General features: G+C 58.6%; 22 protein-coding genes. 4 read left to right on the top strand and 18 right to left on the bottom strand.

The window, feature by feature from the left end:
* From trpB to leuC, 9 genes are all read right to left on the bottom strand, one after another.
* A complete protein-coding gene (gene trpB / locus Q1A74_RS01620; RefSeq protein WP_299591792.1) occupies positions 1–1,221 on the bottom strand; it encodes a tryptophan synthase subunit beta in 1,221 nt (406 codons plus the stop codon).
* A gap of 3 nt (positions 1,222–1,224) precedes the next feature.
* Positions 1,225–1,878 carry a phosphoribosylanthranilate isomerase gene (locus Q1A74_RS01615; RefSeq protein ID WP_299591790.1) on the bottom strand — a complete coding sequence of 218 codons (654 nt, stop codon included), beginning with the start codon at positions 1,876–1,878 and terminating at the stop codon, positions 1,225–1,227.
* 187 nt (positions 1,879–2,065) lie between these two features.
* The gene (gene truA / locus Q1A74_RS01610; RefSeq protein ID WP_299591788.1) at positions 2,066–2,953 is read right to left on the bottom strand and encodes a tRNA pseudouridine(38-40) synthase TruA; all 888 of its coding nucleotides are present in this window, start codon (positions 2,951–2,953) and stop codon (positions 2,066–2,068) included.
* Between the two features lie 111 nt (positions 2,954–3,064).
* On the bottom strand, positions 3,065–6,226 hold the full coding sequence (locus Q1A74_RS01605) for a FimV/HubP family polar landmark protein (RefSeq protein WP_299591786.1): 3,162 nt from the start codon (positions 6,224–6,226) through the stop codon (positions 3,065–3,067).
* A gap of 302 nt (positions 6,227–6,528) precedes the next feature.
* Positions 6,529–7,533, bottom strand: a complete 1,005-nt coding sequence (locus Q1A74_RS01600; RefSeq protein ID WP_299591784.1) for an Asd/ArgC dimerization domain-containing protein — start codon at positions 7,531–7,533, stop codon at positions 6,529–6,531.
* A gap of 139 nt (positions 7,534–7,672) precedes the next feature.
* Entirely contained in the window at positions 7,673–8,788 is a 1,116-nt protein-coding gene (asd, locus tag Q1A74_RS01595) for an aspartate-semialdehyde dehydrogenase (RefSeq protein WP_299591783.1), read from the bottom strand.
* A 96-nt stretch (positions 8,789–8,884) separates the two neighbouring features.
* The gene (gene leuB / locus Q1A74_RS01590) at positions 8,885–9,958 is read right to left on the bottom strand and encodes a 3-isopropylmalate dehydrogenase (protein WP_299591781.1); all 1,074 of its coding nucleotides are present in this window, start codon (positions 9,956–9,958) and stop codon (positions 8,885–8,887) included.
* Positions 9,959–9,987: 29 nt separating this feature from the next.
* A complete protein-coding gene (gene leuD / locus Q1A74_RS01585; protein WP_299591779.1) occupies positions 9,988–10,635 on the bottom strand; it encodes a 3-isopropylmalate dehydratase small subunit in 648 nt (215 codons plus the stop codon).
* The gene (leuC, locus tag Q1A74_RS01580; protein WP_299591778.1) at positions 10,635–12,089 is read right to left on the bottom strand and encodes a 3-isopropylmalate dehydratase large subunit; all 1,455 of its coding nucleotides are present in this window, start codon (positions 12,087–12,089) and stop codon (positions 10,635–10,637) included. The genes leuD and leuC overlap by 1 nt, the downstream gene beginning before the upstream one ends.
* A gap of 124 nt (positions 12,090–12,213) precedes the next feature.
* On the opposite strand from leuC, the gene Q1A74_RS01575 reads away from it, so the two are divergent.
* Together Q1A74_RS01575 and Q1A74_RS01570 are read left to right on the top strand one after the other, a co-directional pair.
* Positions 12,214–13,092 carry a LysR family transcriptional regulator gene (locus Q1A74_RS01575; protein WP_299591776.1) on the top strand — a complete coding sequence of 293 codons (879 nt, stop codon included), beginning with the start codon at positions 12,214–12,216 and terminating at the stop codon, positions 13,090–13,092.
* Between the two features lie 108 nt (positions 13,093–13,200).
* On the top strand, positions 13,201–13,938 hold the full coding sequence (locus tag Q1A74_RS01570; RefSeq protein WP_299591775.1) for a TIGR04219 family outer membrane beta-barrel protein: 738 nt from the start codon (positions 13,201–13,203) through the stop codon (positions 13,936–13,938).
* Between the two features lie 80 nt (positions 13,939–14,018).
* Here the strand turns inward: Q1A74_RS01570 and aroC are convergent, their stop codons facing one another.
* Positions 14,019–15,119 carry a chorismate synthase gene (gene aroC / locus Q1A74_RS01565; RefSeq protein WP_299591773.1) on the bottom strand — a complete coding sequence of 367 codons (1,101 nt, stop codon included), beginning with the start codon at positions 15,117–15,119 and terminating at the stop codon, positions 14,019–14,021.
* A 79-nt stretch (positions 15,120–15,198) separates the two neighbouring features.
* The gene (gene prmB / locus Q1A74_RS01560; RefSeq protein ID WP_299591771.1) at positions 15,199–16,125 is read right to left on the bottom strand and encodes a 50S ribosomal protein L3 N(5)-glutamine methyltransferase; all 927 of its coding nucleotides are present in this window, start codon (positions 16,123–16,125) and stop codon (positions 15,199–15,201) included.
* A gap of 199 nt (positions 16,126–16,324) precedes the next feature.
* Between prmB and folE the strand changes: the two genes are divergently transcribed.
* On the top strand, positions 16,325–16,864 hold the full coding sequence (gene folE, locus Q1A74_RS01555) for a GTP cyclohydrolase I FolE (RefSeq protein ID WP_299591769.1): 540 nt from the start codon (positions 16,325–16,327) through the stop codon (positions 16,862–16,864).
* 42 nt (positions 16,865–16,906) lie between these two features.
* Positions 16,907–17,263, top strand: coding sequence for a 5-carboxymethyl-2-hydroxymuconate Delta-isomerase (locus tag Q1A74_RS01550; protein WP_299591767.1), 357 nt, complete (start codon positions 16,907–16,909; stop codon positions 17,261–17,263).
* Positions 17,264–17,280: 17 nt separating this feature from the next.
* Here Q1A74_RS01550 and Q1A74_RS01545 read toward each other — a convergent pair whose 3' ends face one another.
* The 7 genes from Q1A74_RS01545 to Q1A74_RS01515 form a co-directional block, all read right to left on the bottom strand.
* Entirely contained in the window at positions 17,281–18,156 is an 876-nt protein-coding gene (locus Q1A74_RS01545) for an alpha/beta hydrolase (RefSeq protein WP_299591765.1), read from the bottom strand.
* A gap of 153 nt (positions 18,157–18,309) precedes the next feature.
* A complete protein-coding gene (gene sixA / locus Q1A74_RS01540) occupies positions 18,310–18,771 on the bottom strand; it encodes a phosphohistidine phosphatase SixA (protein WP_299591763.1) in 462 nt (153 codons plus the stop codon).
* A 45-nt stretch (positions 18,772–18,816) separates the two neighbouring features.
* Entirely contained in the window at positions 18,817–19,452 is a 636-nt protein-coding gene (locus tag Q1A74_RS01535) for a DUF4389 domain-containing protein (protein ID WP_299591761.1), read from the bottom strand.
* 70 nt (positions 19,453–19,522) lie between these two features.
* Complete coding sequence (locus Q1A74_RS01530; RefSeq protein WP_299591759.1) at positions 19,523–19,801, bottom strand: DUF4389 domain-containing protein; 279 nt, start codon at positions 19,799–19,801, stop codon at positions 19,523–19,525.
* A 21-nt stretch (positions 19,802–19,822) separates the two neighbouring features.
* The gene (locus tag Q1A74_RS01525) at positions 19,823–20,872 is read right to left on the bottom strand and encodes an NAD(P)H-dependent glycerol-3-phosphate dehydrogenase (protein WP_299591757.1); all 1,050 of its coding nucleotides are present in this window, start codon (positions 20,870–20,872) and stop codon (positions 19,823–19,825) included.
* Between the two features lie 263 nt (positions 20,873–21,135).
* Positions 21,136–23,052: a molecular chaperone HtpG gene (gene htpG / locus Q1A74_RS01520; RefSeq protein WP_299591755.1), complete on the bottom strand. Its 1,917-nt coding sequence runs from the start codon at positions 23,050–23,052 to the stop codon at positions 21,136–21,138.
* A 133-nt stretch (positions 23,053–23,185) separates the two neighbouring features.
* Positions 23,186–24,385, bottom strand: coding sequence for a serine hydrolase (locus tag Q1A74_RS01515; RefSeq protein WP_299591753.1), 1,200 nt, complete (start codon positions 24,383–24,385; stop codon positions 23,186–23,188).
* Positions 24,386–24,804: the final 419 nt, after the last annotated feature.

Raw genomic sequence — 24,804 nt, 5'->3', positions numbered from 1 at the left:
CTACACTTCAATGCCGTCGATGGCGGCCACCGTGAAAATATCCTTGTCACCGCGACCGGACAGGTTCACAACAATGTTCTGATCCGGGCGCATGGTCGCTGCCAGCTTCAGTCCGTAGGCGACCGCATGGCTGGATTCCAGTGCCGGGATAATGCCTTCGGCGCGGGTCAGCGTCCGGAAGGCGGTCAACGCCTCATCGTCATTGGCAGTTACATACTCCACTCGGCCGATATCGTGCAACCAGGCGTGTTCCGGCCCGACACCGGGGTAGTCCAGGCCGGCAGAGACCGAGTGCGTTTCAATAATCTGGCCGTCTTCGTCTTCCATCAAGTAGGTGCGGTTACCGTGCAACACACCGGGAACGCCATCGTTCAGCGGTGCCGCGTGGCGGCCGGTTTCCAGCCCGTCGCCGCCGGCTTCCACGCCATACATTTTTACCGACTCATCTCCCAGGAATGGGTGGAAAAGCCCGATGGCATTGGAACCACCGCCCACACAGGCGACCAGTGCATCCGGCAACTGACCGAACTGCTCCTGACTCTGACGGCGCGCCTCGCGCCCGATGACGGAGTTGAAATCGCGCACCAGCTGCGGGTACGGGTGTGGGCCGGCCACGGTGCCGATGATGTAGAAGGTGTCGTCCACATTGGTGACCCAGTCACGCATGGCTTCGTTCATAGCGTCTTTCAGAGTCTTGGAGCCGGACTCTACCGGGATCACTTCCGCCCCCAGCAGCTTCATCCGGTACACATTGGGGGACTGACGCTTGACGTCTTCCGCACCCATGTACACCGCGCATTTAAGCCCCAGCCGCGCCGCCACGGTGGCTGTAGCCACCCCGTGCTGGCCCGCGCCGGTCTCGGCAATCACCCGGCCTTTGCCGCTGTGCTTGGCCAACAATGCCTGCCCTACGGTGTTGTTCACTTTGTGGGCACCGGTGTGGTTGAGGTCTTCGCGCTTGAGCCAGATTTTTGCACCACCGGCCTCCGCAGTCAGCCGTTCCGCCAGATACAACGGCGATGGACGGCCGACGTAATGGGCCAGGTCGTAATCGAACGCTGCCTGAAACTCGGGGTCATTTTTCAGGCGCTGGTACATTTCCTGTAACTCATCCAGCGCGCTGATCAGGGTTTCCGATACAAAACGCCCACCGAATTCGCCGAAGTGCCCACGGGCATCGGGGTAGGCCCCGTAATCAATAGGGGATGCGGGTTTACTCACAGCTCAAACTCCTTGTGTCAATTCTGAACGGCTAACGCCGCTGGATTCAGCGGCGCGTGCGGCGCGAATAAAATCGTGTACTTTTTTGGCGTCTTTGCGGCCCGGCGCAGCTTCTACACCACCACTGACATCCACCGCATCCGGCCCGGCCTCGGCGATCGCCGCGGCAACGTTTTCGGGAGTCAGGCCACCGGCGAGGATAATCTGACGACCGCTGGCTTGTGGGACCCGCTGCCAGTCAAAGGTGTCGCCGGTACCACCGGGAACCCCCTTGCGATAGGCGTCCAGTAGAATCCCGCGGGCATCCGGGAAAGCCGCCATGGCTTCTAGCGGGTCCAGCTCGGGCTTCATTCGCAGGGCTTTGATGTAGGGACGGCGGAACTGCCGGCAATAGGGGGCGTTTTCACTGCCGTGGAACTGCAACAGATTCAGCGGCACCTGATCGAGCACCGCTTCCACCTGCTGAGGATGCGCATCCACAAACAGGCCGGTAAGCACCGCAAACGGGGATACCGCACGGGCAATTTCTGCGGCCTGTTCAGGGGTAACATTGCGAGGGCTCGGGGGATAAAACACCAGCCCGAGCGCGTCGGCACCGGCATCGACGGCCAGGCGAGCATCTTCAACACTGGTAATTCCGCAGATCTTTACGCGCATAATCCATATACCGCCAAGACTGCCAGACTGGCCTACCCCACGCCCTCCCCAATAGGGCTGAAGGGACAGCAGGAACCGCCACCCAAGCCTGATATCGGAAAAGGCCCCGGGTGCTGGCAGCAGAGAAATTTCGGAGAGCCCGCGATACTAGCAGATTGAAGGATTTGGCGAAACGCAGCCGTCACCATCAGCCGCCATCACCAATGGCCCCCAGGGGCAACGGAACCAGCAGCGGACCTGGGGCGCGCTCGGGAAGCGTGAACTCATCGGGATATTGCACATCCACCAGGTACAAGCCATGGGGCTGCGCTGTCACTCCTGCGGCACTTCTGTCCCGCGCCTCCAGCACTTCGCGCACCCACTCCGGATCGCGGTCACCGCGCCCGACGGCCATCAACACGCCGGCAATATTGCGCACCATATGGTGCAGAAAAGCCGTGGCGCTGACTTCCAGCACGATCAACTCCCCCACCCGACCGATATCCAACTTGGTGAGGCGGCGCACCGGTGACTTTGCCTGACACTGGGAGGCGCGAAAACTGCTGAAATCGTGCTCGCCGATAAGATGCCGCGCCCCTTCGCGCATGGCCGCCATATCCTGGGTGCGCTCGGTCCAGGTCACCTCGCTCGATGCCTGTGCGCTGCGCGAGGGCGCACTGTGAATCAGATAGCGATAGGTGCGATTTCGCGCTGAAAAGCGCGCGTGGAACTGCGCCGGCACTTCCTGCGCCCAGTGCACCCGCACATCAAACGGCATCTGCGTGTTCACGCCCTGAATCCAGGCCTTGGTGGGCCGCTGCGCGCGGGTATCGAAGTGGATGACCTGACCGGTGGCATGCACACCGGCATCCGTGCGCCCCGCACACACCAGAGTTACCGGCTCGGCAGCGACTTTCGAAATGGCTTTTTCCAGGGTTTCCTGCACCGTGAGCGCATCGTGTTTCTGTTTCTGAAAACCGCGCAGACGGGTGCCGCAATACTCTACGCCGAGAGCAATACGCTGCACGCCTTCCGGCAGTTGCTCACCCGGAGGGACTTCGCCATTGGGTTTGTACTGGTAAATCTTGCTGGTCATGTGCGTGGATTTTACACCTGGATCAAAAAAGAGCGATCACCCAAAAAAGAAAGACCCCGCACGTGGCGGGGTCAAAGTGTTGTCGCTGTAGATAGCGTGGTAAATCGGGAGTTAGCGCATGCGCTCCAGCATATCTTTGGCGCGCTGCTGGTTTTCACCTGCGGCTTCTTCGACAACTTCGCCAAGAATCTCGCGGGCACCGTCTTTGTCACCCATATCCAGGTAAGCCTGCGCCAGTTCCAGTTTGGTACTGACTTCGTCGCTACCTTCCAGCAGATTCAGCTCGGAATCCAGATCGCTTTCCAGGTTGAAACTCAAGTCACCCAGATCCGCTTCGTCCGCTGACGATTGGGCGGCGGGCTTGGCCGGTTGCGAAGAAGACTCTTCCGCGACTGCGAGATCCAGGTCGCCATCCAGTTCAAGGTCGGCGGCGTCACTGCCGGCGGAGCGGGTTGCCGCGGGAGATTCCGCGGAAAACTCGTCGCCATCCAGCTCCAGATCGCCAAGATCAATGGAATCCAGATCGAGGCTGCCAAGGTCGTCGCCGAAGCTGTCCAGCTCATCGTCCTGCGCGTGCTCGCTGCGGGGCTCTGCACCTGAATCACTCAGTGCCTCGCCATCGTCTTCCATTGGCGTGAGGTCGAGATCAAACGCCAGGCCGCCCTCTTCTGCCGCTTCTGTGCTAACGCCCTGACCAGCAACTTCAGGGGAATCTTCCAGTACGAAAGATTCCGTGTCGGCAGCAGCGTCGGCTTCAGTTTTGGTTTCGATATTGAAATCAGAATCCAGATCCAGGCTTTCCAGGCTTTCCAGATCCAGCTCGCCATCGGCCATCAGGCCGTCGAGGTCAAAGTTTTCGTCCTCGGCAGTAGATTCCGGGCTAACAACGGAATCGCTGCTTTCCGCACCGAGATCCAGATCGAAAGAGACTTCGTCGTCCGCCTGCCCCAGAGAAGGCTCCGCGACGGAGTCATCCAGAGACAGGTCGTCGCCCAGGTCGAGATCCAGGGAGAATTCATCTTCCGACTCGCTGGCGGCTGCAGGCGCAGTGTCATCGCCCAGGTCCAGTGACAGGTCGTCGAGAGAGCCAAAGTCACTCTCGTCGACAGCTTCCGTAGAGCTGGAAGGCTCACGGCTGGAGAATTCATCCAGGTCATCAAAGCTGGCTTCGGCATCGAAGTCAGCGCCCATATCGTCCAGCTGCGCAGCTTCCAGAGACTCACTGGAGAAATCATTTTCCGGGGCCACAAAGGCGCCAATACCGGCAATGGTTTCACGCAGACGCGCCGCGCGGTCTGCCGCCGGGCCATCGCTGTAGCCCAACAGCTGACGGTAGTGATCGTCAAACTGCTCGCCGTTCTGCTGGTTTGCGTAGACTTCCAGCAGCATCAGGCGCGCATCGATGTTCTCAGGCGCCGCCTTCAGGCCGGCCAGCAGCTTGGCTTCGGCTTCCTGATACTGATCCAGGGACAGATGAATTTCCGCTTCTGCTACCGGATCATCGGTTTCCACTTCACCCAGCTGATCCAGATCGAAGGTTTCATTGGCCTCCATCTCTTCAACGGCGACGAGGTTGTCCTCTTCTTCCGCCACTTCTGGTGCATCCGCAAGAGCGCGCTCCGCCGCCATCTCGGCTTCCACCTGGCGAATAGCTTCCTCTTCTTCCTTGCGACGGCGCCAGGTCATAAAGCCAAACAGGCCAATCAGCAGCGCACCGGCGCCAATACCAATGGGCACGATGTTGTCCATGACACGCTCAACCAGTGTCGGCTCGGAGCGGGTCTGAACCACCACGCGGTTGCGGGAGGCATCTTCGGGTTCTGCGACCTCTTCCGGCTGCGCAACCACTTCCGGTGCGGCTTCTGCCAGCGGATCTGTTTCCACAGCTTCCTCGGCGAGAAGATCGCTCTGGCTTTCTTCGCCAGTCAGCTCACCAGACTCCTCACTCAGGCTGTCCAGCGCGGCATCTTCAGAGAACACTTCATCAGAGAGTTCGTCCGCTGATTCTGCCGCGTCAGCCGTCTGTTCGGCCGCGGCCTGAACCGCCTGCAGCTCGTCGTTGGAGACCTCAACCAGGCGCTCCATGGTGTCGATCTGCTCATCCAGCTCGCCAATGCGATCCTGTAGCTCAGTATTTTCCAGGCGGGATTTGTCGAGTTCTTCCTCGGTCACCGCCAGTTCGCCCTCAAGGGCCTCGCTCTCACCGGTACCACTGCCGGAACCGGAGAGCACAGATTCATTGTCGCCGGGCGCCGCCAGAGAAACGCGCCCTTCCAGCGCATCGCTTTCAACGGTTTCTTCCACCACCGCGCGACCGTCCAGTGGTGCGCCAGTCACATCGGCCTCGGCCACACCAACGCGCTCGCGCCAGGCATCATTCTGGGTCGCTACTTGAGAGACCGCGTCGGTCAGGCTCAGGTTGCGCACTTCCTCTGCGGTAGGCAGGCGCAGTACCGCGCCCTTCTTCAGCAGATTGATATTGTTATTGATAAACGCCTCTGGGTTGAGACGCTGAATTGCCAGCATGGTCTGCTGTACGGAGAGGTCGCGGGTCTCGCGGCTGTCGCGGGCGATCTCCCACAGGGTTTTGTTGGCCTCTACCGGGCCGTAGACGCGGCTGCCGCTGTCGGCGACCGCCTCACTCTGGAGCTCGACGGGCTCCTCAACAGGTGCTTCGTATACCGGCTGCTGGGGCTCGGTGGCAGTCGCAGTCTCGGGCGCAGCTTCTGCGGGCGCCGGCTGCTCCACGGGTGCCTGTACCGGTTCCGGAGTACGCTGAACCGTTGGCTGCAGTGGCTTCTGCACCGGCGCATCGCGGCGCACTTGCTGGCGCTCGCGCTCAGCCGCACGCACCGGCTGGGACGCGGTGGTGGTGGAGAAAGCGGGCAGATCCATCAACAGAGTGTATTCCCGCAGCAGGCGACCGCTGGGCCAGCGGGTTTCTACCAGGAAATTCAGGAAAGGTTCGCGAATCGGCGTACGGCTGGAAATCCGGACAACCGGCTGGCCGCTGGAGTAATCCACATCAAAGCGCAGTTCGTCGAGCAGATAGGCGCGGTCGACACCGGCGCGCTCGAAGTCCTCAGTGCTGGCCAGGCGCACCTTGATTTCACTCTCACCAAGGCCGCGAGTCTGCAGCAGATTGATTTCCGCATTGAGAGGTTGGTTCAGAGTTGAGTTCAGTTTGATCTCACCCAGACCGAGCGCCAGAGCCCCATTTCCACCCAGTGCGCTGACCAGACCTACCGCTAGTGCCAGCTTTTGCACACGCATAACCGATTCCCTTTATTGTTAGAATCACACCGCAACCTGTACAAAAAACACTCTCAGTGTTTTCACAGGCAGCGGGGTTGTGCAGCCATCAATCTGCACGATAATTACTCAAAAGAACCGGTGCTCAGACACCAGGCTCCGCTCTCCGGCAATTCACTCTTGCGAACGAATCACCCCCCGAAAAAGACCAGGCCTATCCGACGCCTTCTCACTTTTCGCGGCACTGCCCCCCAGGCGGTGCCGCCGCCCGTGTCGGGCGAAGTTAAGAAGAAACCTTCAGAAAGGCCGCTAAGTATTAAATATCAATGGGTTTTTAGCAACAAGTGGACAATCTGTACACAGTTAATTGCCACGTCTTTGCGCAAATTGTCGGATGCCGCACAAAAAGCAACCTGCCGCGGATTGATCAGTCCGGTGCGCAGTCTTCCCAACAACGTATTCTCACCACCCACCGCATCCTGTGCCGAAGGGCGCTCGCGCATGACAAGGCGCGCGCCGTTGGCGAGCAATCCGCGCACCGTTTTTAGTGGTTGCTTTTCACTCAATTGCACACTCAGGTTCGCCAGCTGGCCATGAAAGACCGACGCCGTGTTGATCGTGGCATCGAGGGCAACCTCCTCCCCCAGTAACCGGCGCAATTCGAGCACCAGTGCCAGCTCACTAAAGCTGTGGCCGCTTTCCAGCAGCGCCTCTGCAGAGCTCAGGTGGTTAAAGGCCAGGCGCTGGCCGGTGGCTTCATCCACGTCTGGCTCCTGCCCGTTGAACAGGCGCGCAGTCTGCGCGGCAGCCGCGTCCACACTGCTCTTACCCAGGGCGGACACCGGTTGGTTCAATACCACTTCCACCGATTGCAGTTGCGACTTCAGCGGATACAGGGCTTCGGCAATCATTGCCGCACCCGCACCGGGTACGGCAACCACCTTCCGATCCTGCTCTTCGCGCTCGTTCAACAACGCCGGATTCAGCACCGGGTGCACCAGGGCCACACTTTCGTCGCCACGGGTAATGCCCGCGGCATCCACAACCCAAGCCCCTGCATTTTCCGCCAGAGACAGCGCCTCGGTGGCGGTCTCATCTGAGACCAGCAATAAAACTACCTGATCGGGGGTAAATACAAACCCTTTCAGTGACTGCACCGACACACTGCGGTTGGCAAACACCTGGGGATCCACATCCGCCTCGTCCGCCGCCAGCAGCTTCAATTCGGCGGGAGTGACCGTTTTCCGCTCTTCGAGGATCTCCAGCAATGCATCAAAGGGCGCACTGCCAACACCTACGATCACCAGTTCCCGGGTGGACTCTGTCATATTGGGTTCTCACGAGATGAATCGGTTGCTTCTGCGCCAGTTCGGCGAATAAACAGCCTGAAAATGCGGGGGATTATACTCAGGGAGAGTGTGGGGGGAAGCCGCCCCGGGACCGGGGCGGCGAATTGGGCAAAAAAACTTACAGTTTGCCCAGCAGGATCAGCAGTACGCGGCGCAGAGGCTCTGCGGCACCCCACAGCAGCTGGTCACCGACGGTGAAGGCATTCAGGTACTCTCCGCCCATGCTCAGCTTGCGCAGACGGCCTACCGGGATATCCAGCTTGCCGGTTACCGCGGTCGGGGTCAGCTCTTTCAGGGTTACTTCGCGATCGTTGGGGACCACCTTGACCCAATCGTTGGCAGAGCCAATCAGCTGCTCGATCTCCTCCAGCGGCAGATCCTTCTTCAGCTTCACGGTAAACGCCTGGCTGTGACAGCGCATGGCACCGATACGTACACAGGTGCCATCCACCGGTACCGTGCTCTCGGTGCGCAGGATCTTGTTGGCTTCTACCTGGGCCTTCCACTCTTCGCGGCTCTGACCGGATTCCAGCTGGGTATCGATCCAGGGCAGAAGACTGCCTGCCAGCGGCTCGCCAAATTGGGCGGTTGGGAAGTCGCTGCTGCGCATGCTTTCCGCTACCTTGCGGTCGATCTCGAGGATCGCGCTGGCCGGGTCCGCCAGTTCAGAAGCCACACCGTCGCGAATGCTGCCCATCTGAGAGATCAGCTCGCGCATATGCTTGGCGCCGGAGCCGCTGGCCGCCTGATAGGTCTGTGCGGTTACCCACTCCACCAGGCCTTCCTTGAACAGGCCACCCAGGCCCATCAGCATCAGGCTTACGGTGCAGTTACCGCCGATATAATTTTTAATACCGGATTCGATACCGTTGTCGATCACATCGCGGTTCACCGGGTCCAGCACGATGATGGCGTCGTCGTTCATACGCAGGCTGGAGGCGGCATCAATCCAGTAGCCATCCCAACCTTTTGCACGCAGCTTTTCGAACACTTCTTTGGTGTAGTCGCCACCCTGACAACTGACGATGGCGTCCAGCTCGGCCAGTGCGTCCAGGTCGTAGGCGTCTTTCAGCGGCGCAACTTCTTTACCAATCTCGGGGGCTTTGCCACCGGCATTGGATGTGGAGAAAAATACCGGCTCGGCGATGTGCGCGAAGTCGTTTTCATCCAGCATGCGGCCCATCAAAACGGAGCCGACCATACCGCGCCAGCCTACGAATCCTACCTTGTTCATTACATTACCTTTTGGAGTTTGTTCATTTCTGGATCCCGGCGCGGCTACGCCGACTTTACAAAGAGACCGGGATGACGGTGCGAGCATTTGGCCTTGTCAGAAAGCGGCCACCACTGCTGCGCCCATTTCCGCGGTGGAGACTTTTTTACAGCCGTCCGTGTAAATGTCCGCGGTGCGCAGTCCCTGATCCAGAACCTTGCTCACTGCCGCCTCAATTGCCTCTGCCGCTTCGCCCATATCCAGGGAGTAGCGCAACATCATGGCGGCGGAAAGAATCGTGGCCAGCGGGTTAGCAATACCCTGCCCGGCGATATCCGGCGCGCTGCCGTGGCAGGGCTCATAGAGGCCGAAGCCGGTTTCGTTCATGGAGGCCGACGGCAGCATGCCGATGGAACCGGTGAGCATGGCGGCAGCGTCGGACAGAATGTCGCCGAACATATTGCCGGTTACCATCACGTCGAACTGCTTGGGTGCACGCACCAGCTGCATAGCCGCGTTGTCCACGTACATGTGCGACAGCTCCACATCCGGGTACTCCGGGGCCAGACGGTCCAGTACTTCGCGCCACAACACGGTGACTTCCAGTACGTTGGCCTTGTCCACGGAACACAGCTTGCCGCCGCGCTTCTGTGCCGCCTCGAATGCCGTGCGGGCAATACGCTCGATCTCGGACTCTTTATACACGTAGGTATTGAAGCCCTGCTTTTCCCCGTTTTCCAGCGTCTTGATACCGCGAGGCTCACCGAAATAAATACCGCCGGTGAGCTCGCGCACGATCAGAATATCCAGGCCGGAAACCACTTCGGGCTTCAGGGAGGAAGCATCAGCCAGCTGCGGGTACAGAATCGCCGGGCGCAGGTTGGCGTAGAGACCGAGGCCGCTGCGAATTTTCAGCAGGCCTTTTTCCGGGCGGATCGCGCGATCCAGCGTGTCCCACTGGGGACCACCGACCGCACCCAGCAGTACCGCATCGCATTCACCGGCGTTGGCGAGTTCAGCATCGGTCAGCGGCTCACCGTGGGCATCGATGGACGCACCACCGATCAGGCCTTCGCTGAATTCCAGATTCAGGCCAAATTTTTCATCCGCGGTTTTCAGCACCGCTACCGCCTGTTCGATAATTTCCGGACCGATACCATCGCCCGGAAGGATCATGATTTTCTTGCTCATCGATTCGTCCTAAATTCCATTTCGCCGATTTATTTTACGGCGTCAAATAACCAGGGAGCCTGCTCGCGGCGCTTGGCTTCGTACGCGCGGATATCGTCTGCATCTTCCAGGGTCAGGCCGATATCATCCAAACCATTCAACAGGCAGTGCTTGCGGAAGGTATCAACCTCAAACGCGTGGGTTTCGCCATTGGGCTTGATCACCACCTGCGCTTCCAGATCGACAGTCAGTTCATAGCCTTCCTCGGCGTACATTTCCTGGAACAACTGCTCGACAATTTCGTCTTCCAGAACGATCGGCAAAAGACCGTTCTTGAAACAGTTGTTAAAGAAAATATCCGCAAAGCTCGGCGCGATAATCGCACGAAAGCCGTGGTCATCCAGTGCCCAAGGGGCGTGTTCACGGCTCGAACCACAACCAAAATTCTTGCGCGCCAGCAATACCGATGCCCCCTGGTAACGGGGATGGTTCAGCGGAAAATCCGGGTTTACCGGGCGATTGCTACAGTCCTGACCCGGCTGCCCCTCGTCGAGATAACGCAGTTCGTCGAACAGGTTGGGGCCAAAACCGGTGCGTTTGATGGACTTCAGAAACTGCTTGGGAATGATCAGATCCGTGTCCACATTGGCGCGATCCATGGGGGCCGCAACGCCATTATGTTGAGTAAACGCCTTCATTATTTCGCGCCTCCCGCGTTCTGTGTATCGCGCACATCCACAAAATGACCGGCAATCGCCGCGGCTGCCGCCATGCTCGGGCTCACCAAGTGAGTGCGACCACCGTAACCCTGACGACCTTCGAAGTTGCGGTTGGACGTGGAAGCACAGTGTTCACCGGCACCCAGTTTGTCCGCATTCATCGCCAGACACATGGAGCAGGACGGCTCGCGCCATTCAAAGCCCGCTTCCACAAATACTTTGTCCAGCCCTTCTTTTTCCGCCTGTGCTTTTACGGACTGCGAGCCGGGCACCACAAGCACCTGTTTTACGCTGTCGGCTTTCTTGTGGCCTTTGGCCACTGCTGCCGCTGCACGCAGGTCTTCAATACGGGAGTTGGTGCAGGAACCAATAAACACCCGGTCCAGGTTGATATCGGTAATTTTCTGGCCCGCTTTCAGGCCCATATATTCCAGCGCGCGTTCGATACCGGATTTTTTAGTCGCGTCGCTCTCGGCGGCGGGATCCGGCACCTGGGCGCTGATCGGCGCCACCATTTCCGGGGAAGTCCCCCAGCTGACCTGCGGCTCGATCTCTTCCGCTTTCAGCACCACCACTTCATCGAAGTGAGCGCCGTCGTCGGAGTGCAGGCGGCTCCAGTTTTCCACGGCCTTGTCCCACTGCTCCCCTTTAGGTGCGTAAGGCTTGCCCTTTACGTACTCCAGGGTGATGTCATCCACCGCGACCATACCCGCGCGGGCACCGCCCTCGATGGCCATATTGCAGATGGTCATGCGCCCTTCCATGGACAGGCTGCGGATCGCAGAGCCACCGAATTCGATGGCGTAACCAGTACCACCCGCAGTGCCGATCTTGCCGATAATCGCCAGCACCACGTCTTTTGCAGTCACACCCGGACCGAGCTCACCGTCCACGCGCACCAGCATGTTCTTCATCTTTTTCTGGATCAGACACTGGGTGGCCATCACATGCTCCACCTCTGAGGTACCGATCCCGTGGGCCAAAGCACCCAGCGCACCGTGAGTAGATGTGTGGGAATCGCCACACACCACGGTCATGCCCGGCAGGGTGACGCCGGTCTCCGGGCCGATCACATGCACAATGCCTTGGCCCGGGTCATTGATGCCGAATTCGACAATGCCAAACTCATTGCAGTTCTCGTCGAGAGTCTGCACCTGAATACGGGACACTTCGTCGCGGATACCCGCAATACCGCCGGCGCGCTCGGCGGCATCGGACGGCACATTGTGGTCCGGGGTGGCCACCACGGAATCCGTGCGCCACGGTTTGCGGCCAGCCAGACGTAGCCCTTCAAAGGCCTGAGGAGAGGTCACTTCGTGAATCAGGTGGCGATCGATATAGATCAGTGCGGTGCCGTCATCGCGGCTTTTGACCAGATGGTCTTCCCAGAGCTTGTCATAAAGCGTCTGTTTTTTTGTTTCAGGGTGTCCCATTGCCCCATCTCCTCTATGGATAACATGCCGGAGTCTAGGGGGGGCATTGAATAACATCAATTTATATTTATTATATGGCGCATTCGCTTTTGGAATACCTGAAGGCGACTATCGAGAAGATCCCATGGAAATCCAGTGGCTCAAAGCCTTCCTTGCCATCGCCGAGCAAAACTCCGTCTCCGAAGCGGCAGAACAACTACACCTGACCCAACCTGCGGTCAGCAAACGCCTCGCGTCGCTGGAACAGCAGCTGGGCGCTCCCCTGTTTGATCGCATCGGCCGCAAACTTCAGCTGACCAACGCAGGCCGCGCCCTCCTGCCCCGGGCACGCCACATCCTTAATGAAGTGAGCGATGCGCAACGGGAACTGCGCAGCCTTGGCGAGACTATCGGTGGCAGCCTGCGTATCGCCACCAGCCACCATGTGGGCCTGCACCACCTGCCGCCGGTACTGCGAGAATTCAGCAATCTTTACCCGGATGTGGCCCTGGATATCGACTTTCTGGATTCCGAGCAGGCCTACGAGGCACTGATGGCCGGCGAATATGAACTGGCAGTGGTCACCCTCGCGCTCAAGGATTACCCGAACCTCAACGCCCAGATCATCTGGCCCGACCCCTGTGTGGTGGTGGCCGCGCCGGACCACCCCCTGGCGCAGATGCCAGAGCTGGACCTGCCCGCCCTGGCACGCTACCCAGCCATCCTGCCGGATCTCAATACCTACACCGGGCGCCTGATCAAGCGCGAGTTCGACGCCCACGGGCTCAAGCTGACCGCCAAACTGGCCACCAACTTCCTCGAGACCATCAAGATGATGGCGGGGGTTGGGTTGGGCTGGAGCGTGCTGCCAAAGACCCTGATCGACGACAGCCTGGCCGAACTACCCATGCCCCAGCTCAGTATCGTGCGCAATCTGGGCATCATCTATCACCGCAACCGCACCCTCAGCAATGCGGCCAATGCACTGCAGCAACTGCTTTTCAAGGAGGCCCGGGGCCTGTAAGCGTGAAGAGACGGTGCGAACAGGTCGCAAATTCACGAATCCGGTCAGGGAAATTTCACAGAAAACAGGTAGAATCCGCCGCAGAATCCAACGGGAGAGACTCCAAAAATGAAAAAAATTACTCTGGCGCTCTGCGCCGCACTGGCGTCGGCTTCTGCCAGCGCAGACACTATTCTCGGGTTTGATGCCACCCTGGGTGCCTGGAAACCGGCATACAGCGGCGCGGTAGGTGTAGATAACTTCAACGTGGACGAATTTTCCCTCGCCGAAGACAACGCCACCTTTATACAGGCTGCACTCGAGCACCCGGTTCCGGTGATTCCGAATATCCTGGTAGCCCACAGCAAGATTGAAACCAATGGCACCGCCATGCTGAGCGAGAGCGTGACCTTCGGTGACGAGACCTTCGTGATTGGCTCCGAAATCACCGGTGATATCAATCTGACCCACACCGACGCGACCCTTTATTACGAGATCCTCGATAACTGGGTGAATCTGGACCTGGGCCTGACCGCCCGTCAGTACAGCGGCGAAATGTCGGTAACCAGTGACTTCCAGTCTGAGAACATCGAACTCTCTGGCGTACTGCCGATGGTTTACGGCGTAGCCCGCTTCGACCTGCCCTTTACCGGCTGGTCCATCATCGCCCAGGGCAACGGCACCAGCTATAACGGCGACCGCCACACCGACCTGACCGCCAAGATTCGCTGGGACTTCGTACCCGCACTGGACTTCGCGATTGAAGCCGGTTACCGCGCCATGACACTGGATGTGCAAGAGCTGGACGCCTTCCAGACCGATCTGGAAATCAAAGGCCCTTACCTGGGTCTGAACCTGCACCTGTAATCAGCGGATTACGTACAGGCACAAAAAAGGCGGAGCGCTTTCGGCACTCCGCCTTTTTTGTATTCAAATTGACACTCTGATTATTCAGACACGCCCGCAGGAATCTTCAACCCAAATTCCACATCGCCATTCTGTGCGCGCTGGCGCATCACATGGTCAATCAGCACCAGCGCCATCATCGCCTCGGCAATCGGCGTTGCGCGGATGCCCACACAGGGATCGTGACGCCCCTTGGTCACCACTTCAATAGGTTTACCATTGGTGTCCAGGCTCTTGCCGGGGATGCGCAGGCTGGAAGTGGGCTTCAGGGCAATATGCGCGATCAGCTCCTGGCCGCTGGAAATACCACCCAGTACGCCGCCGGCGTTGTTCGACTGGAAGCCCGCTTCAGTAATTTCGTCGCGGTGCTCGGTGCCCTTCTGCTCCACCGAACCAAACCCCGCACCGATTTCCACGCCTTTTACCGCATTGATGCTCATCAGTGCGTGCGCCAGGTCTGCGTCCAGGCGATCAAAAATCGGCTCGCCAAGCCCTGCAGGCACACCGCTCGCATGTACAGAAATGCGCGCGCCGATGGAGTTACCCTCTTTGATGAGCGCCTGCATGTAGGCTTCCATTTCCGGTACTTTGTCGGCATCGGGACAAAAGAAGGGATTTTCGCTGACTTGAGACCAGTCCAGCTTTTCGATTTTGATCGGGCCCAGCTGAGACAGGTAACCGCGCACTTCAATGCCAAACTGCTGCTTGAGCCACTTCTTGGCAATGGCACCGGCGGCAACGCGCATAGCGGTTTCCCGCGCAGAAGAGCGGCCACCGCCGCGGTAGTCGCGCAGGCCGTATTTGGCCCAATAGGTGTAATCGGCGTGGGCGGGGCGAATTTGCTCCGCGATATTGGCGTAGTCTTTGGAGCGCTGATCGGTGTTTTCGATCAGCAGGCCAATGGGAGTTCCGGTGGTCTTACCTTCGAAAACACCGGACAAGATTTTCACCTCATCGGCTTCGCGGCGCTGAGTGGTATAACGGGAGGTACCGGGCTTGCGGCGATCCAGTTCCAGCTGGATCTCTTCCGCAGTAATTTCCAGTCCCGGAGGGCAACCATCGACGATACAGCCCAGCGCTTGGCCGTGGCTTTCGCCAAATGTGGTGACACAGAACAGCTTGCCAAATGTATTGCCCGACATATCCGGTATTCCCTACCCCAGTGAATTATTCGATGAAAGGCGCGCATTATAGAGGAATCTCTATCCGCGCGCTCCGGATTCAAACGCTCACCTCAAACATGGGCCGGCAGGCCAGCAGCTCTTCGCGGGTCAGCACAAATACGCCGTGCCCGCCCTCTTCCAGCTCCGGCCAGAAAAACGGCACCTGCGGATAGGCCTCTTCCAGCGCCTCCCAGCTATTGCCCACTTCGCACACCAGAATACCCTCTGGCTGCAGGTGGTCCGGCGCCTCCAGAAGCAGGCGGCGGGTGAAGTCGAGGCCGTCGTCACCGGAGCCCAGGGCCAGGCCCGGTTCCGCACGGTACTCGGCCGGCATTTCCGCCAGATCCCGGGCATCGACATAGGGTGGGTTGCTGACGATCAGGTCGTAACTGCAGCCTTCGAGCTCAGCAAACAAGTCGGATTGCACCGCACGCACTTCGTCGTTCAGCTGATGGCGGTTGATATTGATCTGCGCCACGTCGATGGCATCCGCGGAAATATCACTGAGATCAACCCGTGCACCAGGGAAAGTGTCTGCGCAGGCGATGCCGATGCAGCCACTGCCGCAACAGAGGTCGAGAACGGCCAGAGGCTCCTGCTGCAGCCAGGGCTCAAACCGGTGACGGATCAGCTCACCAATGGGAGAACGCGGCACCAGCACCCGCTCGTCGACATAAAACGGCAGGTCACAGAACCAGGCTTCGTTGGTGAGGTAGGGGGCGGGCAGGCGTTTATCGATACGCTTTTCCAGCACAGCCATGACCTGACGGCGCTCATCCAGGGTCAGCCGGGCGTGTAGAATTTCCGGTTTGCTGTCCACCGGCAGGTGCAGGGCGTGAGTGACCAGCAGGACCGCTTCGTCCCAGGCGTTATCGGTTCCGTGACCAAACCAAAGGTTTTCGTCATTAAAGCGGCTCGTCCCCCAGCGCACATAGTCCAGAACTGTGTGCAGTTCGTGCAGGTTGGACTCGCGTTTCTCTATCATTGACCTGTTTCCTCGAATTTTGGCGCTTTACTACCGCCACGCAAAGCCTTAGGGTAGCGCACCCTCCGGAGTCTCCGTGACTCCTCTGTGCCGCCGGGCAACCGGCGATATCGACGCCCCGCCACCATCAGTGCCTGTGTGCCTGGCGAGCTGGCAACGCTATGTTAGTCCCGGGGCGAGACGTTGGAAGCTGACAGACATGAAAGAACAATACGCGCAAATTATTGAAGCCATCGGTGAAGACCTGGAACGCCCGGGCCTGAAAGATACCCCCCTGCGCGCCGCCAAGGCGATGCAGTATCTCACTCGCGGCTATCAACAGACCCTGGACGAAGTGGTCAACGATGCCCTTTTCCCCTCCACCTGCAGCGAGATGGTGCTGGTAAAAGACATCGAGCTCTACTCCCTGTGCGAACACCACTTGCTGCCGTTTATCGGCAAAGCCCATGTGGCTTACATTCCTGACGGCAAGGTATTGGGCCTGTCCAAGGTGGCGCGCATTGTAGACATGTTTGCCCGCCGTTTGCAGATTCAGGAACAACTAACGGTGCAAATTGCGGAAACCATCAAGCAGGTCACCGGTGCCGCCGGCGTGGGCGTAATCATCGAAGCCAAGCACATGTGCATGATGATGCGCGGTGTGGAGAAGCAGAATTCAGTGATGAAAACCTCCGCCATGTTGGGCTCGTTCCGCAGCCAGCAGGCCACCCGCAATGAGTTCCTGTCCCTGATCCGCTAATCATTAACCGTTAGCGTTTCACAACGCGAGGAGAGTCCGGCCATGCCGCATCTGGTGATTGAATATTCTCAAAAACTGGAAGACAGCATTTCCATTTCTGCACTGGTCAGCAACGGCCAGCAGGCAATGAGTGACACCGGGCTTTTCAATGCCAGTGCGATCAAGACCCGCGCCCTGCCCTGCCGGGATTTCGTGCTCGGCAAGAGCCACGAAGGCTCCAGCAATCTGTTTATCCACGCAGAAGTGCGCATTCTGGAAGGCCGCACGGTGCAGCAGAAAGAAGATCTGAGTGCGGCCATTTTCAACTATCTGTGCGAGGCCGCGCCCGAGGTTCCGGAAATTTCGGTGGAAGTGCGGGATATGGAAAAAGCCAGCTACTCCAAGCGCATCCCATTCTGACAGCCACCTGATAGCGCTTACTCGGCTTCGCTGAGATACGGCAAAAACCAATGGGCGATCGCTTCCGCGCTTTCTTCCATATGCAGGTGGTGCCCGCCGGGAAACTCACGCAGCTCGATACCCGGGTGCTGCTCGGCCACCGGGCGGATCCGCTCGATCATTCCCTGAATACCATCCTTACCGAGCGCCAGCCGAATCGGCATGACGGCACGATCCAGGAACGCCTGCACCTGGCCCTCATTCAACTTTGCCAGTGAACTGGCCAGCAACTGCGGGTCATTGCTCCAGGTAAACCCGTCCCCAACGCGGCGTACACCACGCTCTACCAGCCGGCGAGCCGCATCATCACTGAGCTTGAACAACCCGTTCTTACGCGCAGCGGTCGCCACCTCCAGGGAGTCGAACACTTTGGACTTGCGCGCGTGGTAGCGGGCGCGCTGCTCGATGCCCTTGCGCAGGGTTTCCGGCGCCTCCGCATCGGTTGTTGGTGGCGGCACCAGACCATCGATGAGCGCCAGACGCTTTACCCGCTCGGGAAAGGTGGCGGCGGCAATGGTGGCAATTACCGCGCCGCGGGAGTGCGCGAGCATCGAAAATTTCTCCCAGCCCAGCGCGTCGGCCATTCCCAGCACATCTTCGATTTCGGTCCACACGGTGTAATTGGCATCCCGGTGACGATGATAACTCTGCCCGTGACCGGCGAGATCGACCGCCACCAGATTAAGTTCGCTCAGGAACGGCGCCATGGCGTCAAAGCTGGCACAGTTATCCAGCCAGCCGTGCAGCGCCAACACAGGTACACCATCGGGATTGCCCCACTGGCGCGCGGCAATGGTATTGCCCTGAATATCGAGGGTGATGTCGCGGAAAACGGGATGGAGGGAATCGCTCATGTGGAATACGGCTTGGTCAGTCTGGAGCAAAGATGCTGACAGTGACCGGCTGCCGCCTCAATGGCCACAGGAGCCAGATTTAGTGGCCAGTGCTTTCGGCAACCGCGCACACAACCCGTCCTGAAACAAACGGCCAACTGCCAGCCACACCAGCTAGGGCTTATGCTGCAGCCACTCCAGCTCTGCGCAGTCGAGTGCCCACACTTCATCGGCTTTGACACACGCGAGGCTGGCGGTCCCCATCGGGTGTTCATCCCCGCTGCCGCAGAGACCGTTGACCAGGCTGCCAACCTGCGGCTGATGACCGACCAGCATCAGTGGGAATATGGACTCTTCCGCTTCTGCGATCGCTTCCAGCAATGTGCTCACCGGAGTGTCCCCGGTCAGCAGCTCCTGTACCTCCACGTCCAAACCGAAGGTCTCCGCCACAATTTTGGCCGTCTGCCGGGTTCGTACAAAGGGGCTGGCCCAGAGAGTTTTCACCTGCGCCAGTTCAGAGGCGCGCTCCCTGCACACGGCCGCTACTTCCGCGCGCCCCTCATCGGTCAACGCCCGGGTTTCGTCACTTTTACTGAAAGGCTCAGCGTGGCCGTGACGCATGACAAACAACAGCACTACCGTCTCCCGTCAAAGAATTGCAGCCGACTAAAAGGTGATCAATTACTTTTTATCGCCAGAGGGCTTACTTTCATCGTCTGCGGAAGCGGTTTCCGTTTCCTTCGCTGCCCCGTCTTCAGGCGCGGCCGCGCCAGTGTCTGAGCCCAGCTCGATAACACGGTCTTCTTCAGCTTTTTCTTTGTCGGCCTTTGCCGCCTTTTTGCGCTTGGCCGGCTTTTCCACTTTTTCGCTGGAATCCGCTACCGCGGGGTCGGCGCCTTGATCGGGCTCGGCGACTATGTCCTCAACCTCTTCGACCACATCAGCGGCCTCAGCTTCCGCAGCCGCCACCGCCTCCTCCGCACTGATAATTTCACCATCGATCTCTTCAGCACTTTCGTAGGTGGAGAGATCTTCCTCTTCGGATTCTGGCCATTCGGAAAATGGGAACGGCTTTTCCTCGGAGTTGTAGATCAGGAACTGCAACGACTGGTAGATATAGGAGGCAATCTGGTCGCCAAGACGGCGCAGGTTATCGTTGGCACTGCCGGTAAAAATAGCGAACAGGAATTGGGCGATGACCACCGCCAGCATGACAAAGCCAGCAATTTCCAGTAACACGGCAAACAGCACCATATAAATCAGGCGCAACCACTGGTTGGAGGAGGTCAGGTTCTGTTTCAGTTCTTCATTGCTCATTGGGCGATCACCAGTCCGTTGTTGGGCACCACAAAATAGAAATGGCCGGCAGGCGCCGGCCGGGCGAATCTCAGGGTTGTGGCCATTCCGCAAACGGGAATGGCTTCTCTTCACTGTTATAAATCAGGAACTGCAGGATCTGATAAATATAGGATGCAATCTGGTTGCCGAGTTGGCGAAGGTTGTCGTTCGGGCCGCCAGAAATAATGGTAAATAGAAACTGCAGCACGATGGTCGCCAGCATGACCACACCAGCTACCTCGAGCAGAATCACAAACAACACCATAAATAACAGCCGCAGCCAGTGGTCGGTGGAGGCGAGATTGTGCTTGATCTGTTCGTTATTCATTGCAGGTCCTAAAAGGAGTGTTCACGGTTTGGCCGAATAAGCCACATCAAAGGTCTGCTCGCCAGACATCAGCTCGCGAATGACCATGGGTATCGGGGTACCTTCAAATAATATGGCGTGAATAGCGGAAACCAAGGGCATATAGACGCCCAATTCATCGGCTTTGGCCTTAATCAGACGAACGGTATTCACCCCTTCCGCCACCTGGCCGATTTCCGTCACCGCTTCTTCAAGCTTTCTTCCCTTGCCCACCAGGTATCCCACCCGGTAGTTGCGGCTGAGATCCGACGAACAGGTAAGAATCAGGTCGCCAACTCCGGCGAGGCCGATAAAGGTCATCGGGTCCGCACCGATGGCTTCGGCAAAGCGCATCATTTCTGCCAGGGCGCGGGTAATCAACAGGCTGGTGGTATTTTGACCACGGCCCAGCGCCACAGCCATACCGGTGACGATGGCGTAGATATTTTTCAACGCGCCGGCCAGTTCAACGCCGAACACGTCGTTGCTGGAGTAAACACGGAAGGTTTCCGAGTGCAGCACTTTCTGAATGGTGCTGCACAGGGATTCGTCTTCACTGGCAATCACCGTAGCGGTGTAGTGGGCGGCGACGACTTCCTTGGCGAAATTGGGGCCACTCAGCACCCCCACGCGCATACCGTCGGTTTCTTCCCGCAGGATATCGCTCATCAGGTGGAACTGGTCGTGCTCGATGCCCTTGGTAAGCGAAATCAGCATGGTTCCCGGTGCCAGTACCGGTGCGGCGCGGTGCACCACTTCGCGGAACGACTTGCTTGGAATGGCCACAAACACGATCTGGCAGCCACGCACGGCCTGCTCCAGGTCGGCGGTGACATTCAGGTCCGGATGCAGCGCTACGCCAGGTAAGTAGTACTGGTTTTCGCCCTGTGCCATACAGGCAGCCGCGCGCTCGGGGTCACGCATCCACTGCCGGGTATCGTGGCCGTTGCCGGCAACAATATTGGCGATCGCGGTGCCAAAGCTACCGCCGCCGAGAATGGCGATGGAGTGACGGGGTTCTGAGGCGCTTGAGGGTACGTCTGTTGAGGTCATAACGCTCTGTAAATTTTGCTGTGCAGCGGGGGATTATACGGAGCCTGGTAGCAAGGCCCAACGACCGGGCGAGAATTTGGTCATTTTTGCCAAGTTCACCAGCAACTGTCGTCTTTTGACGACCTATTCGCGCAAAAAACCGGCAAGGAAATAATATAGCTCAGGCTGGGATCTGCGCGAGCGCGCAACAGTATCAACTGGAAAAAGAGCAGCGCTTCCCGGCGGCACAAAGCCGCCGGGAACACGGTTAGGCACTCGGGCGCTTAGCGGTTGAGCTCCAACAGCAGTGCGTTCAGACGGCGCACATAGTCCGCCGGATCCGCCAGCTGGTTGCCCGCTGCCAGATTGGCCTGGTCCATCAGAATATTGGTGAGGTCCGCAAAGCGGTCTTCGTCCTGCTCCTGATCCAATCGCTGTACCAGCGGGTGGCTCGGGTTCAGCTCGAAAATTGGCTTGCCTTCCGGCAGGGACTGTCCCGCCTGCTCCAGGATACGGCGCATCTGCAGCCCCATATCGTTGTCACTGGCCACCAGACACGCGGGAGAGTCCACCAGGCGCGTGGTTGCGCGCACATCTTCCACCCGCGCTTCCAGCACTTCCTTGACCCGCTCAACCAGCGCGCCAGATTCCTTCTCGACCTTTTCGCGCTCTGCCTTGTCGTCATCATTTTCGGCTTCACCCAGGTCCAGCGCGCCTTTGGCCACGTCCTGGAACTGCTTGCCGTCGAACTCCTGCATATGGCCAACAAACCACTCGTCCACCTGATCGGTGAGCAGCAGCACTTCGATGCCTTTTTTGCGGAAGACTTCCAGGTAGGGGGAAGACTTGGCGGTAGCGAAGTTGTCCGCACACACGTAATAGATGTGCTTCTGACCATCTTTCATACGACCGACATAGCTTTCCAGAGACTGGTCCTGCTTGTCGCTGTCGGTGTAAGTGGTGGAGAAGCGCAGCAGCTTGGCAATTTTCTCTTTATTGGAGAAATCTTCCGCCGGGCCTTCTTTCATTACCGAGCCAAACAGGTCCCAGAACTGCTGATACTGATCCGCGTCTTTCTTCGCCAGCTTGTCCAGCATATCCAGCACACGCTTGGTTAGTGCGCTCTTGATCGCGTCGGTGTTCTGGTCTTTCTGCAGGATCTCGCGGGATACGTTCAGCGGCAGATCATTGGAGTCCAGCACACCTTTCACAAAGCGCAGATACAGCGGCAGGAACTGCTCGGCGTCATCCATGATGAAGGTGCGTTGCACATACAGTTTGAGGCCGCGGGCGGCGTCGCGCTGATACAGGTCAAACGGCGCGCGGGCCGGGATATACAGCAGGCTGGTGTAATCCAGCTTGCCTTCGACACGGTTGTGGCTCCAGGTGAGCGGATCTTCAAAATCGTGGGAGATGTGCTTGTAGAACTCTTTGTACTCTTCGGATTTCACCTCGGAGCGCGGGCGGGTCCACAGGGCCTGGGCGGCGTTGACCGCTTCAAATTCTGGCGCCTTTTCCTCACTCTTCTCTTCATCATCACCAGCAGGTGCTTCCTGCTTCAGCATCTCCACCGGGATGGCGATGTGATCGGAGTACTTTTTGATGATGGAGCGCAGGCGCCAGTCGTCGGCGAACTCTTTGGCGTCGTCTTTCAGGTGCAGCACCACGCGGGTACCACGGCTCGGCCACTCGACGTTTTCCACCGAGTACTCGGCCTCGCCGCTGCACTCCCAGTGCACGCCCTGGCTGGCATCGCTGCCGGCGCGACGGGTAAAGACATCCACCTTGTCGGCAACAATGAACGCGGAGTAGAAACCGACCCCGAACTGACCAATCAGGTGCGCATCTTTCTTCTGGTCGCCGCTGAGGTTCTGCATGAAATTGGCGGTGCCGGAGCGGGCGATGGTGCCGAGGTTCTCGATTACCTCATCGCGGCTCATGCCGATGCCGTTATCACTGATGGTGAGGGTGCCGGCGTCCTTGTCGAATTCGATGCGAATACGCAGGTCCGGGTCTTCCGCCAGCAGTTCCGGCTTGGAGAGGGCTTCAAAACGCAGCTTGTCGGCGGCGTCGGATGCGTTGGATACCAGCTCGCGCAGGAAAATCTCCTTATTGGAGTACAGCGAGTGGATCATCAGGTGCAGCAGCTGCTTGGCTTCTGTCTGGAAGCCGTGGTTCTCTTTATGCGCCTCTACTGTCATGGATCGGTTCTCCCCTTTAAAAATCAACTACAGCGATCAAGTTCAGGAGAGCAGATATTGGGCCTCAGCGAGCCAATTCAAGCGCTAATCGAGGCCCGTTTGCAGGGAGAAGAATATTGGCGAGGAGCGGCGGCTACTTTTTCGCCGCTGCAGCAATGGCCTGTACCAGCTTTCCGCGGCCAGTAATGTCGGCAATAAAGTTGCCGGTGAGGTCCGAAATTACGCGCGACTCAGCGTTCATCAGTATGACGATACCCACTTTGCGCTTTTCCGAATAGGCAATGGCGGCGCGGAACCCGGCTACCCAGCCACCGTGGAAAATAATGCGATCATCACCCACGGAATACAGGCGCCAGCCAAGTCCGTAACCGGCGTGGTCAATGTAGTCACGCCAGATCCGATGGCGCAGATGGCGGCGGGTTTCCACCCGCTCGGTGGTCAGGTCGGTAATCACGTCCTGAGACAGCACATCCGGGAAATAGCCCATCTGTGCCTTCAGCCACTGCCCCATATCACTGATGCTGGCATTCACGCCCGCCGCCGGTGCCGCCAGGTAGTATTCCTTCTCCACCTTTACCGGGCGCCAGCCGCGACCGGTCTGTACATGGGGAGCCGCGCGGTTGCTGGCCGCCATAAAGTTCTCCCACCCCAGGGAGGCGTCTTCCATCTCCAGGGGGGCGAAGAAACGGTCTTTCAGCTGACGGCTGTAGGGCACACCGGTGGCCTTTTGGATCACGTCTTCAATCAGGCTGAACAGTACGTTCTGGTAGCCGTAGCACTTGCCCGGTTTGCAGTGGGGGTCGATGGTGGCAAACATCGGCAGGATCTTGGACAGGGGCCGATTGTCTTCCAGGTAATTGTCGTAGGCGTTGGGGGTCAGGCCAGACGAATGGCTCAACAGATGCTGCACCTGCAGCTGCATGGACAACGCCGGGGTCTTGAAGCTGAGCTGAGGCACGTAGCGCACCACCTTGTCGGCCCAACTGAATTTTTGCTCGTGTTCCAGCACCGCGGCCATGCTGGCGGCAAAAGTCTTGGAGACAGAGGCAAGGCGGAACACCGTATGTGAGGTGATTTTCTCGTGCTTGCCCTTTACCCGGACACCGTAGGTGTTCATGGCAACAATCTGGTCGTGATCGACAATCACATAGGCGGCACCGGGAATACCCTGCTGCTTCAGCAGCTGGCGGAAATAGCGGTCAAACTCTTTGGCGCTGGCTTCAACATCCTTGCTGATGGCCCTGGAGCCCTCGCGCGCCGACTTTTCTGCACGCCCCGGGTCTGCAGCCACCTGACTGGCGGCGACCAGCGAGCCCAGCATGAGAAGCGGCAAAAACACAGCCCGGAGGCTTCGGTTACTGTTGAAAATGCCCTGAATCACCGTGAAAACACCATGTGCCGTACTGCAGACTACCTCGACAACCACTGCCCGCGGCGGGCAACAGCTCAGCCGAATATTTGTGGGGAACCTGTGTTAAGACTAGCAGCCCCGGAAAAAATTCTTGGCGATCAGGCCTTTTTCATCGAGCGAGAAAACGCCATAAACCCCGCACTGTGATCACTTTATCGCCAGCACTCGCAAGCGGTACCCAGTGACCGGGCAGGCATTGTAATAAAACTGGTACAAACGCGCACATTAGAGGATTTGGGGTACGAATACACCTACCCCGCACGTGCCTTTCAGGCATAAAAAAACCGCCTTGCGGCGGTTTTCGTGGCTGGGGGCGATTTCACCCCCAACCAGGCAAGAAG

This window comes from uncultured Microbulbifer sp., assembly GCF_947504145.1.
GTDB lineage: Bacteria > Pseudomonadota > Gammaproteobacteria > Pseudomonadales > Cellvibrionaceae > Microbulbifer.
Note: the sequence above shows the minus strand (reverse complement) of the source record. Positions and strands in the feature narration are given on the sequence as shown.